The sequence below is a fragment of the Hydrogenophaga sp. genome (assembly GCF_965657535.1).
GTDB lineage: Bacteria > Pseudomonadota > Gammaproteobacteria > Burkholderiales > Burkholderiaceae_C > Hydrogenophaga.
In genome coordinates, this window is the sequence record NZ_CBFHOP010000003.1 from 78,619 (window position 1) to 90,992 (window position 12,374).

The 12,374-nt window shown below is 60.0% G+C and carries 9 protein-coding genes and 5 tRNA genes; 3 read left to right on the plus strand and 11 right to left on the minus strand.

Going from position 1 to position 12,374, the window contains the following annotated elements:
- Positions 1-32 precede the first annotated feature (32 nt).
- Positions 33-1,430, minus strand: a complete 1,398-nt coding sequence (gene fumC, locus ACTG4K_RS05600; RefSeq protein WP_439113218.1) for a class II fumarate hydratase — start codon at positions 1,428-1,430, stop codon at positions 33-35.
- 153 nt (positions 1,431-1,583) lie between these two features.
- Between fumC and ACTG4K_RS05605 the strand changes: the two genes are divergently transcribed.
- From ACTG4K_RS05605 to ACTG4K_RS05615, 3 genes are all read left to right on the plus strand, one after another.
- The gene (locus tag ACTG4K_RS05605; protein WP_439113219.1) at positions 1,584-3,137 is read left to right on the plus strand and encodes a fumarate hydratase; all 1,554 of its coding nucleotides are present in this window, start codon (positions 1,584-1,586) and stop codon (positions 3,135-3,137) included.
- Positions 3,134-3,946, plus strand: coding sequence for a glutamate racemase (gene murI / locus ACTG4K_RS05610; protein ID WP_439113220.1), 813 nt, complete (start codon positions 3,134-3,136; stop codon positions 3,944-3,946). Before ACTG4K_RS05605 ends, murI begins: the two co-directional genes overlap by 4 nt.
- Before the next feature lie 162 nt (positions 3,947-4,108).
- Positions 4,109-4,519, plus strand: coding sequence for a DUF4332 domain-containing protein (locus ACTG4K_RS05615; protein ID WP_439113221.1), 411 nt, complete (start codon positions 4,109-4,111; stop codon positions 4,517-4,519).
- A 205-nt stretch (positions 4,520-4,724) separates the two neighbouring features.
- Here the strand turns inward: ACTG4K_RS05615 and ACTG4K_RS05620 are convergent, their stop codons facing one another.
- From ACTG4K_RS05620 to ACTG4K_RS05665, 10 genes are all read right to left on the minus strand, one after another.
- Complete coding sequence (locus ACTG4K_RS05620; RefSeq protein ID WP_439113222.1) at positions 4,725-5,348, minus strand: DUF6806 family protein; 624 nt, start codon at positions 5,346-5,348, stop codon at positions 4,725-4,727.
- Positions 5,349-5,390: 42 nt separating this feature from the next.
- Positions 5,391-5,479 (minus strand) — tRNA-Leu (locus ACTG4K_RS05625).
- Between the two features lie 225 nt (positions 5,480-5,704).
- A tRNA-Gly gene (locus ACTG4K_RS05630) sits at positions 5,705-5,780 on the minus strand.
- A gap of 24 nt (positions 5,781-5,804) precedes the next feature.
- A tRNA-Cys gene (locus tag ACTG4K_RS05635) sits at positions 5,805-5,878 on the minus strand.
- A 72-nt stretch (positions 5,879-5,950) separates the two neighbouring features.
- Positions 5,951-6,026: transfer RNA gene (locus ACTG4K_RS05640), tRNA-Gly, on the minus strand.
- 77 nt (positions 6,027-6,103) lie between these two features.
- The gene (gene lon, locus ACTG4K_RS05645; RefSeq protein WP_439113223.1) at positions 6,104-8,536 is read right to left on the minus strand and encodes an endopeptidase La; all 2,433 of its coding nucleotides are present in this window, start codon (positions 8,534-8,536) and stop codon (positions 6,104-6,106) included.
- A gap of 101 nt (positions 8,537-8,637) precedes the next feature.
- Positions 8,638-9,903 (minus strand): ATP-dependent Clp protease ATP-binding subunit ClpX, encoded by a 1,266-nt coding sequence (gene clpX, locus ACTG4K_RS05650; protein WP_439113224.1) that lies wholly within the window; start codon positions 9,901-9,903, stop codon positions 8,638-8,640.
- A gap of 146 nt (positions 9,904-10,049) precedes the next feature.
- The gene (clpP, locus tag ACTG4K_RS05655; RefSeq protein WP_304840021.1) at positions 10,050-10,667 is read right to left on the minus strand and encodes an ATP-dependent Clp endopeptidase proteolytic subunit ClpP; all 618 of its coding nucleotides are present in this window, start codon (positions 10,665-10,667) and stop codon (positions 10,050-10,052) included.
- A 229-nt stretch (positions 10,668-10,896) separates the two neighbouring features.
- Positions 10,897-12,207, minus strand: coding sequence for a trigger factor (tig, locus tag ACTG4K_RS05660; RefSeq protein ID WP_439113225.1), 1,311 nt, complete (start codon positions 12,205-12,207; stop codon positions 10,897-10,899).
- A gap of 70 nt (positions 12,208-12,277) precedes the next feature.
- A tRNA-Leu gene (locus tag ACTG4K_RS05665) sits at positions 12,278-12,364 on the minus strand.
- Positions 12,365-12,374 lie beyond the last annotated feature (10 nt).

Here is a 12,374-nt window from a genome sequence, read left to right on the forward strand (position 1 = left end):
GGCGGCCAAGCGCCCGTGGCGTGGCGCATACTTCAGCGCCCCACCATGGCAGCGGGATCCACCCAGCAGTCAAACTGCTCAGCGGTCACATGGCCCAAGGCCAGGGCAGCAGCCCGCAAAGTGGAGCCGTCCCGGCTCGCCTTTTTGGCGATCTCTGCTGCCTTGTCGTAGCCGACGTGCGCATTCAAGGCGGTCACCAGCATCAGGGAGCGCTCCACCATCTCGGCCATGCGGCCCATGTCCGCCTCAATGCCTTCTGCGCAATGCACACGAAAGCTGTGCATGCCATCGGCCAACAGACGCACGCTTTGCAGAAAATTGTGCGCCACCATGGGGCGAAACACATTGAGTTCAAAGTTGCCCGACGCACCCCCCAGGTTGATGGCTACGTCGTTGCCCATCACCTGACAACACAGCATGGTCAGCGCTTCGCACTGCGTCGGGTTGACCTTCCCCGGCATGATGGACGACCCGGGTTCGTTTTCGGGAATCCGGATTTCGCCCAGGCCACAACGCGGCCCGCTCGCCAGCCAACGCACATCGTTGGCGATTTTCATGAGGCTGGCGGCCAGTGTTTTCAATGCGCCGTGTGCATGCACCAGTGCATCGCAGCTGGCAAGCGCCTCAAACTTGTTGGGCGCCGTAACCAGGGGCAGGTTCGTGCTGCGGGCCAGTTCAGCGGCCACGGCCACGTCAAAACCAACCGGTGCATTAAGGCCGGTGCCCACCGCTGTGCCACCCAGCGCCAACTCACACAGGTGGGGCAGTGCTGCGCGGACATGGCGATCCGCCTGAGACAGCTGAGCCGCCCAACCCGAAATTTCCTGTCCCAACGTGAGTGGAGTCGCATCCTGCAGATGGGTGCGGCCTATCTTGACGATGCTGTCAAAGGCCGCCGCCTTTGCCGCCAGGGTGGCGTGCAAGTCGGTCAGAGCCGGCAGCAAGCGCTGGCGCAGGCCCAGCACCGCAGCCAGGTGCATGGCGGTGGGAAACACGTCATTCGAAGACTGGCTGCGGTTCACGTCGTCATTCGGATGTACCAGACGGCCGGAGCCCCGGGGTCCACCCAGCAGCTCGCTGGCCCGATTGGCCAGCACCTCGTTCAAGTTCATGTGGGTCTGGGTACCCGAGCCGGTCTGCCAGACCATCAGCGGGAATTCGTCGGTGTGCTGACCGCGCATCACCTCGTCAGCCGCGGCCACAATGGCCTGCGCTTTGGCGCGGTCCAGCCCGGCCAGCCGGGCGTTCACCGGTGCACAAGCCCGCTTCACCTGTGCGAGGGCGTGAATCAGTTCGCTCGGCATGCGCTCGCCCGAAATATGGAAATACTGCAGCGAGCGCTGCGTCTGCGCGCCCCACAACCGGTGGGCGGGCACCGCGATGGTGCCCATGCTGTCCGACTCGATTCGAGTGCCTGGTTCAGCGGTCATGGCGAAGCCTCCAGTCGTCAGCCAGCCCAAGGGCTGACCTGTCAAAATAGCATGTTTCGCACACCGTAGCAGAGTCAGCGGCGCGCGGCCACTGCGGCAACCGCCACTCAAGCCTCTCACCAAGCCAACCCACTTGCAAACAGCACCCACGCCATGACCACGAGCATCCGCCAGAACGACCTGATCGAATCCGTTGCCGCCGCCCTGCAGTACATCAGCTACTACCACCCGGCCGACTACATCGCCCACCTCGCGCGTGCCTACGAGCGCGAGCAAAGCCCGGCCGCCAAGGACGCCATCGCGCAGATCCTCACGAACAGCAAGATGAGCGCCACCGGCCACCGCCCCATCTGCCAGGACACCGGCATCGTCAACGTGTTCCTGAAGGTTGGCATGGATGTGCGCTGGGAGGGCTTTACCGGCAGCCTGGACGACGCCATCAACGAGGGCGTGCGCCAGGGCTACAACCACCCCGACAACACACTGCGCGCCAGCGTGGTGGCCGACCCGCAGTTCGACCGCAAGAACACCAAAGACAACACCCCCGCCGTGATCTTCACCGAGATCGTGCCCGGCAACACAGTGGAAGTGACCGTGGCGGCCAAGGGCGGCGGCTCGGAAAACAAGTCCAAGATGGTCATGCTCAACCCCGGTGACAACGTGGTCGACTGGGTGCTCAAGACCGTGCCCACCATGGGCGCCGGCTGGTGCCCGCCGGGCATGCTCGGCATCGGCATCGGCGGCACCGCCGAAAAGGCCGTACTGATGGCTAAAGAGAGTCTGATGGACGACCTGGACATGTACGAACTGCAAGCGAAGGCCAGCAAGGGCGAGAAGCTCAGCAAGGTCGAAGAAATGCGGCTGGAGCTGTTCGAGAAGGTCAACGCTCTGGGTATTGGCGCGCAGGGCCTGGGTGGACTGACCACCGTGCTCGACGTGAAGATCAAGATGTACCCCACGCACGCCGCCAGCAAGCCCGTGGCCATGATCCCCAACTGCGCGGCCACGCGCCACGCGCATTTCGTGCTAGACGGCAGCGGCCCGGTCTACATCACGCCGCCCAGCCTGGACCTGTGGCCCAACGTCAACTGGACGCCCGACACCCAGAAGAGCCAGCGCGTCAACCTCGACATGCTCACTGCAGCCGAAGTGGCCAGCTGGAAGCCCGGCCAGACACTGTTGCTCAACGGCAAGATGCTCACCGGCCGCGACGCCGCGCACAAGCGCATCCAGGACATGCTGGCCAAGGGCGAAAAGCTGCCGGTAGATTTCACCAACCGCATCATTTATTACGTGGGCCCGGTGGATCCTGTCAAAGGTGAAGCGGTTGGCCCCGCTGGCCCCACCACCGCCACCCGCATGGATGGCTTCACCGAGATGATGCTGGCCCAGACCGGTCTCATCGCCATGGTGGGCAAAGCCGAGCGCGGGCCGGTCGCCATTGAGGCCATCAAAAAGCACAAAAGCGCTTACCTCATGGCCGTGGGCGGTGCCGCCTACCTGGTGTCCAAGGCCATCAAGACCGCCAAGGTGGTGGGCTTTGCCGACCTCGGCATGGAAGCGATCTACGAATTTGACGTGGTCGACATGCCCGTGACCGTGGCGGTGGATTCTGGCGGCACCAGCGCTCACATCACCGGCCCGGCCGAGTGGAGCAAGCGCATCGCCACCGGTGAGTTCAAGGGCATTACCGTCGCCGGCGCTTGAAGACCATCGGGGTTTTTGACAGCGGGGTAGGCGGCCTGAGTGTGCTGCGCGCCCTGCTGGCTGAAATACCCGAGGCCCAATTTTTTTATGTGGCCGACAGCGCTTTTGCGCCTTACGGCGAACGCAGCGCCCAGGCCGTGGTCGATCGCTCCCAGCGCATGGCCGCCTACCTGCTGCAACACCACACCGTTGACGCTCTGGTGGTGGCCTGCAACACCGCCACAGCCATGGCGGTGGACGAGCTGCGGCGCATGTACCCGCACTTGCCCATTGTGGGCGTGGAGCCTGCGCTGAAAACCGCAGCCTCCTTGAGCCGCACCGGGCACATTGGTGTGCTCGCCACACGCGGCACCCTGGACAGCGAGCGCTTTGCCCAATTGCGAGGTCGCGTGGAAGCGTCAACCCCGCGCATTCACTTCAGCTGTCAGCCCTGTGACGGTCTCGCCGATGCCATTGAACGCGCCGACCCGAGCACCACCCAGCTTCTCTGCGAACGCTATCTGCAAGCCGTGCAAGCGCTGAAAGAACCCGCACAACCCATCGACACATTGGTGCTGGGTTGTACGCACTACCCTTTCGCGGCCCCTGTGCTGAGCGAACTCTGCGGCCCTGGCGTGGCGCTGGTAGAAACGGGTTTGCCAGTAGCTCGCCGCACCCGAGCGGTGCTGGGGCTCGATGCAACGGGGCATCGCAGCGCTGACGCAGCGGCCGGGCTGCGGCTGTTTTCCACAGGTGATCCAGCTGCGCTCACCCTGGCCGCACAGCGGTGGCTATGCACCTCAGCGAGCGCATCGCATCTGGTTTGCTGAGTTTTTTGGCCAACCTTGAGCACACCACATTGCCACACGTTCATGTGACGACTCGCACACCCTGTCAAGACGCCACTGGCCCAAACGAAACCAATTCTGTACATTGACGGTCGTGCACCGCAACGGTGTTCGTCTCAACCACCTCTGAAAGGAATACAAGGCATGGCCAACAAAAAGATCAATGACGTCGAGGGCATCGGCGCAGCCATCGGTGAAAAGCTGAAAAACGCTGGCGTGTCTGACACCGACACCCTGCTCAATGAGACCAAGACGCCCGCACTGCGCAAGGCACTTGCTGTCAAAGCCGGCATGACGGACAAGCAGGTGCTGAAGTTTGCCAACATGGTCGACTTGTACCGCATCAGCGGCGTAGGCTCGGAATACGCTGAACTGTTGGAGGCCGCCGGGGTAGACACTGTGCCAGAACTGGCCCGGCGCAGGGCAGACAATCTGACCACCGCCATGGCCGAACTCAATGCCATCAAAAAGCTGGTGCGCCGCGTCCCCACCGAAGCCGAAGTAACCAAATGGGTAGAGCAAGCCAAAGACCTGCCACGCATGCTGGAATACTGAAGCCCCGAAGCCATCGCGAGTCACATGGCCCTGCGGGGCCATTTCTCATGCATCAGCCACAAAGCCAACAGACTCCAGGTGCTGCACCGCCAGCGCGCCTATGAAGTCTATCGTCGGGTGTGAGCGCGTGCCGCTCACACACCAGATACTCCCCTTAAAAAGTACCAACGCCAACCCGCAACGAGCCACCAACCAAGGCTGAGGATCAGTGCAAGTGGCGGGGTTTTCGAGGCCCACCGTGGCCAGACGGGCCACCATGACCCCGGGGGGGGCGACCGAGCTGCATCGAATTCACAAGTGCATCAAAACGCTCGGTGAACAGCTTGTCAATGGCCACGACCACATCACCGAGTTCGGCGGCGTCAAAGTGGCGCTCCATGATGTGCACCACGTCCTGCACCAGCAAATCGCGCTGCACCTGCATGATCGCTGCTGGCGTCGGACCCACAAAGCACATCATGAAATCGTCACGGGCTTCCTCTTCGGCCGACTCGTCTTCCTCGTCGTATTCGGTGTCGTAAAAAGACACCTCCAAAGGCGCTCCAGCAGAGGCAATTTCGTTCAGGCCCATACAAGCCTCTTCGATCACCTGTCGAAAATCTTCGTCACCAGGCACGGTCCAACATATCTGCAACACGTGCGCAGCAGCATCAAAACGGATGCCAGGCTCATCTTCATAGGCGCTCTCTGCGGCTGCTGCCAGCGAGCGGGCGCCGGCGTACTGCCAAAGCGGCTTGAGCGCGTCCTGGATCTGGCTGAACACCACATCGTCGCGCAGCGGCACGTCTCCATGCACATGGATTTCGAAGGGTGCGTTGTATCGGGTCATGGAAAACTCACTGTACCGGCGAAACCGGAAAAAACCTAGTGGTGGTGCCTCGAACCGGAATCGAACCGGTACGGCCGATTAAAGCCGGCGGATTTTAAGTCCGCTGTGTCTACCAATTTCACCATCGAGGCCGGTCGTCATTGTCGCAGGTTCGACACCTGAACTTTCAAAGAGCCTGCGCCGGTCAAACGGTACCGATTAGAAAATGCCGACCCGCCCCGGTTACCCACCAGGGGCGCGGTCTGTGGCTTGGCACCGCGGCCCACGGTCACGGCCCACCTCGCCATACGGATGCTCGCCGTGAGCTTGTTTCGAGCCAACAACAAAAAAAGGAAGCAAAGCTTCCTTTTAAAGATTGGAGCGGGATAAGAGACTCGAACTCTCGACCTATACCTTGGCAAGGTATCGCTCTACCAACTGAGCTAATCCCGCTTACATGTGCCGCTTGCCAGCGACTGGAGGCGCGACCCGGAGTCGAACCGGGCTAGACGGATTTGCAATCCGTTGCATAACCGATTTGCTATCGCGCCAAATGCACCTAGCAAGAAAGCCAGATGCAGCATCACCGACGAAAAAGGGAAGCAGGGCTTCCCTTTTTTATTTGGAGCGGGATAAGAGACTCGAACTCTCGACCTATACCTTGGCAAGGTATCGCTCTACCAACTGAGCTAATCCCGCATACTTCCGACAACTGCCACAAGCTGAAATTCTAGCGCAAAAAAACGCTGGTTTTCAAGCCCCTCTCAATTTTTTGGTCAGTGCTTCACAGCATCTGGCGCCACTGCGGCCGGTCGGGCCGAAGCGGCAGCCACCTGGGCGGCCACCTCTTCATCGGTCAATGGCACGGGCAAGCGCTCCAGCGCAATCGCCAGCACCTTGTCGATCCACTTCACCGGGACGATTTCAAGACCTTGCTTCACGTTGTCTGGAATCTCCGCCAGATCCTTCACATTCTCTTCCGGAATGATCACGGTCTTGATGCCACCCCGCAGTGCCGCCAGCAGCTTCTCTTTGAGGCCACCAATGGCCGTGACCTCGCCGCGCAGAGTGATCTCACCGGTCATGGCCACATCTGCGCGAACGGGAATGCCCGTGAGCGAAGACACCAGAGCCGTGGTCATGGCAGCACCCGCGCTCGGGCCGTCTTTGGGTGTTGCACCGTCTGGAACGTGAATGTGGATGTCCCGCTTGTCGAACTGCTCGTCTTTGATGCCCAGCGATCGCGATCGGCTGCGCACCACGGTACGCGCCGCCTCGACCGATTCCTTCATCACGTCGCCCAACGAACCGGTGCGTGTGATCACGCCCTTGCCCGGCATGATCGCCACCTCGATGGTCAGCAGATCGCCGCCCACTTCGGTCCACGCCAACCCGACCACCTGACCAACTTGGTTTTGTGCTTCAGCGCGCCCATAGCTGTACTTGCGAACACCCAAAAAATCGTTGAGATTTTCCGAATCGACGACCACGGTGGGGCTGTACGTCTTGAGCAGCAGCCCTTTCACCACTTTGCGGCAGATCTTGCCGAGTTCGCGTTCTAGGGAACGCACACCGGCTTCGCGGGTGTAGTAACGCACGATGTCGCGCACCGCCGACTCCTGCACATCCATTTCACCGTCTCGAATACCGTTGTTCTTCAGCTGCTTGGGCAGCAGGTACCGCATGGCGATGTTGGTCTTTTCATCTTCGGTGTAGCCCGACAGTCGGATTACCTCCATCCGGTCCAGCAGCGCTGGCGGGATGTTCATGGAGTTCGACGTGGCAACAAACATCACGTCGGAAAGGTCAAAGTCCACTTCAACGTAGTGATCCCCGAACGTATGGTTCTGTTCGGGATCCAGCACCTCCAGCAAAGCGCTCGATGGATCGCCCCGAAAATCGGTACCCAGTTTGTCAATCTCGTCCAGCAAGAACAACGGGTTGCGAGTGCCCACCTTGCCCAGGCTTTGCAAAACCTTGCCGGGCATTGCACCAATGTACGTGCGGCGGTGACCACGAATCTCAGCCTCGTCGCGCATACCGCCCAGCGCCATGCGCACGTACTTTCGGCCAGTGGCCTTGGCCACCGATTGCCCCAGCGAGGTCTTGCCCACACCGGGTGGGCCCACCAGGCACAGGATGGGCGCTTTGACCTTGTCCACACGCTGTTGAACAGCAAGGTATTCGAGGATGCGGTCCTTGACTTTGTCCAGGCCGTAATGGTCTTCGTTGAGCACAGCTTCGGCATGCGCCAAGTCGTGTTTGATCTTGGTCTTCTTGCTCCACGGCAAGGCCACCAGCGCGTCAATGTAGTTACGCACCACCGTGGCTTCGGCTGACATGGGCGACATCAGCTTGAGCTTTTTGAACTCGGCATCGGCCTTCTTGCGCGCTTCGGCGGGCATTTTGGCAGCTTTGATCTTCCTCTCAATCTCTTCAATATCGGCGCCCTCTTCGCCCTCGCCCAACTCTTTCTGGATCGCTTTGACCTGCTCGTTCAGGTAGAAATCGCGCTGGTTTTTTTCCATCTGGCGCTTGACGCGGCCACGGATTTTTTTATCAACATTCAGGATGTCGACTTCGCGTTCCAGCTGCTCGAACAGGTTCTCCAGCCGCTTGTTCACCGGGTCCAGATCGAGCACCACCTGCTTGGATTCCAGCTTGAGGGGCAGGTGGGCCGCAATAGTGTCGGCCAGGCGACCTGGGTCGTCGATGCTGGAGATCGATGTGAGGATTTCCGAAGGGATCTTTTTATTCAGTTTGACGTACTGGTCAAACTGCTGCATCACCGCGCGGCGCAGGGCCTCCAGCTCGGTGGACTGCATGTCGGCGCGCTCAGTCGATGGATCAACGGGGGTCACATTGGCCACAAAATGGGTGTCACCATCACGAATGTCGAGCACCTTGGCCCGCTGAAGGCCTTCAACCAGCACCTTCACGGTGCCGTCGGGCAGCTTGAGCATTTGCAAAATGGTGGCCACGCAACCCATCTCAAACATGTCGTCGGTGGACGGCTCGTCCTTGGCTGCGGCCTTTTGCGCCACCAGCATGATGCGTCGCTCGGCCTCCATGGCCGCTTCGAGTGCTTTGATGCTTTTCGGGCGACCCACAAACAGGGGAATCACCATGTGCGGGAAGACCACCACGTCGCGCAAGGGCAGCAAGGGCAGGTCAACCGGCAAACTGGGCAAGGGGGTATGTCCGGACATTTCAACCTCAGCAAAATGAGCAGGTAGGGTTGATGCGGGCGATATCAAACGGACGCATCAATAGCATTAAAAAAGCAGGCACCCATCGGGTAGGACGATGTTCAGGCCTGCTTGGCCGCTTCGCGGTACACCAACAGCGGTGGCTTGTTTTCGTCAATGGTGGATTCGTCGACCACCACTTTTTCAACGTTGCTCATGCCGGGCAGTTCAAACATGGTGTCGATCAGCGCATTTTCCAGGATGGAGCGCAAACCCCGGGCACCTGTCTTGCGGGCCAACGCCTTGCGGGCAATTGCCTTGAGCGCTGCAGGACGCACCTCTAGCTCGGCACCCTCCATGGACAGCAAGCGGGAAAACTGCTTCACCACGGCGTTTTTCGGTTCCGTAAGAATTTCGACCAAAGCGTCTTCACTAAGTTCAGACAAAGCAGCAATGACTGGCACACGACCGACCAGCTCGGGGATCAACCCAAACTTGATGAGGTCTTCAGGCTCGATTTCCTTGAAGGCTTCGGTCAGGCTGCGCTGCTGCTTGCTCTTGACCAGGGCACCAAACCCCATGCCAGAGGCTTCGGTGCGGTTTTCAATAATCTTTTCGAGACCGGCAAACGCGCCGCCACAGATGAACAGAATATTGGTGGTGTCCACCTGCAGAAAATCCTGGTTCGGGTGCTTGCGACCTCCCTGCGGCGGCACGGAAGCCATGGTGCCTTCGATGAGCTTCAGTAGGGCCTGCTGAACGCCCTCGCCCGATACGTCACGGGTAATGGAAGGGTTGTCCGACTTGCGGGTGATCTTGTCAATTTCATCGATGTAGACGATGCCCTGCTGAGCCCGTTCCACGTCGTAGTTGCAGCTCTGCAAAAGCTTGGCGACGATGTTCTCCACATCCTCACCCACATAACCAGCTTCGGTCAGGGTGGTCGCGTCGGCCATGACGAAGGGCACATTGAGCATGCGCGCCATGGTTTGGGCCAGCAGCGTTTTGCCGGAGCCGGTGGGCCCAATCAATAAAATATTGCTCTTGGCGAGCTCGACATCGTCCTTGCGGGCCGTGAGCTTATGGCGAAGGCGCTTGTAGTGGTTGTACACCGCAACCGCCAAGGCACGTTTGGCCGGATTTTGGCCAATCACGTAGTTGTCCAGATTGGACTTGAGCTCGGCGGGCGTAGGCACCTCATCGCCAGCCGCCTTGACCGATTCCAGACCGGGCAATTCGTCACGGATGATGTCGTTGCAAAGATCAATGCACTCGTCGCAGATGAAGACCGAAGGGCCAGCGATCAGCTTCTTGACCTCGTGTTGGCTCTTGCCACAAAACGAGCAGTAGAGCGCTTTTTCACTGGAGGTGGCTTTTTTGTCGGCCATATGTCTTTGAGGTCGTAGGTACGATAAATGCAAGCAGCGAAGATGATAGTTCAAGGCTGCCGGGGGTCAAACGGGTGAAAAGCGCCGGGTTTGGCGCTTTCTCCTGCGTGCAGCGCGCACCAGACTGGCCACGCCACCGCTGTAGCTCAGACTGCGCCGGGGCGCTTGTCGATCACTTTGTCGATGAGGCCGTATTCGGCCGATTCGGCAGCCGAAAGGTAGTAATCGCGCTCGGTGTCGCGTTCAATTTTCTCCAACGGCTGGCCGGTACGCTCGGCCAGGATCTTGTTGAGTTGGTCACGCGTCTTCAAGATCTCGCGGGCGTGAATCTCGATTTCGGTGGCCTGACCCTGGGTTCCACCCAGTGGCTGGTGAATCATGATCTTGGAGTTGGGTAGCGCAAAACGCTTGCCCTTGGCACCCGCCGACAGCAGGAAAGCACCCATGCTGGCCGCCATACCGATGCACAAAGTGGACACGTCGGACTTGATGAAGTTCATGGTGTCAAAAATCGCCATGCCAGCGCTCACCGAGCCCCCGGGCGAATTGATGTAGAACGAAATGTCCTTGTCCGGGTTTTCACTTTCCAAAAACAGCAACTGAGCCACCACCAGGTTGGCAGACTGGTCATTCACCGGGCCCACCAGGAAGATCACGCGTTCCTTGAGCAGCCGCGAATAGATGTCGTAGGCGCGCTCACCGCGGCCCGACTGCTCGATCACCATGGGCACCATGCCCAAGCCTTGAATATCCATTGCGCTCATGCGTTTCTCCGTGTATTAATTGGTCGCGATGCCACTACTGTAACCAACCTGAGAAGGCTGATACCTGGTCACGGGCATGACCAGTCCTTGCATATGGCGTGCAGATCACAAAAGGCAAGCGAAAGCCGAAAAAAAGGGCGGAAAACTCCGCCCTAGGCATTGCCGACAAAGGAAGCACGCCGCTTGGCTGCCTGCGCTGACGCGCTGTCAACCAAGCGGCATAAGCCGATCAGGCCTGACCCATCAGCTCTTCGAAGCTGACCGACTTGTCAGCGATCTTGGCCTTGGACAGAACGAATTCGGTCACATTGTTTTCGATCACGATGGCTTCCACTTCGGCCATGCGGCGGTTGTCGCCGGTGTACCAGCGCACCACGTCAGCAGGCTTTTCGTACGAAGCTGCCAGCTCTTCGATGTGGGCTTTGATCTGCTCGGGCTTGGCGTGCAGCTCGTTGGCACGCACCAGCTCGGCCACCACCAGGCCCAGGCGCACGCGGCGCTCAGCTTGGGGACGGAACAGATCATCAGGAATAGGCGCCTTGTCAGCGTCTTTGACACCGCGCTGCTTGAGGTCGGCGCGGGCGCCTTCCACCAGGCGGTCCAGTTCGGCCTGCACGACCGACTTGGGCAAGTCCAGCTCAGCTTTGGCGGCCAGGGCATCCATGGCGGCCTGCTTGTTGCGCGCCTGCAGACGGAACTTGACTTCGCGCTCCAGATTTTTCTTGATGTCGGCGCGCAGGCCATCCACCGTGCCGTCGGCAATGCCGAGCGAAGCGGCCAGAGCGTCGTCAACTTCGGGCAGGTGCGCGGCTTCGATCTTGTTCACGGTGACGAGGAAGTCGGCGGTTTTTCCGGCGACGTCCTTGCCGTGGTAATCCTCAGGGAAAGCGAGCGGGAAGGTTTTGGACTCGCCTGACTTCATGCCACGCACGGCATCTTCGAATTCCTTGAGCATCTGGCCATCGCCCACGATGAACTGGAAGGCCTCGGCCTTGCCGCCTTCAAACGGCTCGCCGTCGATCTTGCCAGCGAAATCGATGGTGACGCGGTCGCCGTCCTGGGCGGCCTGGTCTTGTGCACGCTGTGCAAAGGTGCGGCGCTGCTTGCGCAGGATGTCCAGGGTGCGGTCGATGGCGGCATCGTTCACGTCGGCGCTGACTTTTTCCACTTCAGCGGTGGTCAGGTCGTCGATTTTCACTTCGGGGTACACCTCGAAAACCGCGTCAAAAGCCAGTTGACCTTCGGGTGCTTCTTCTTTTTCGGTGATCTTGGGCTGACCGGCCACACGCAGCTGGGCTTCGTTGGCGGCCGTGGCGAAAGCTTCGCCCACTTTGTCGTTCATGACCTCGTAGTGCACCGAGTAGCCGTAGCGCTGGGCCACGACGTTCATGGGCACTTTGCCGGGACGGAAACCGTCCATCTTGACGTCGCGTGCCAGGCGCTTGAGGCGCTTGGCCACCTCGCTCTGGATCACTTCGGCCGGCAGCGTCAGCGTGATCTTGCGCTCGAGCTTCTCAAGGGTTTCAACGTTCACGGTCATGGTTTTCTCCAAAAGGGTGTCGGTCAACCAGCCTGCCTGGCCGACCCGGGATGTCTGTTCGTCTGTGAGGTGGTGCGCGGGGGGGGACTCGAACCCCCACATCCTTGCGGACGTCAGGACCTAAACCTGGTGCGTCTACCAATTTCGCCACCCGCGCGTCCTGTGAG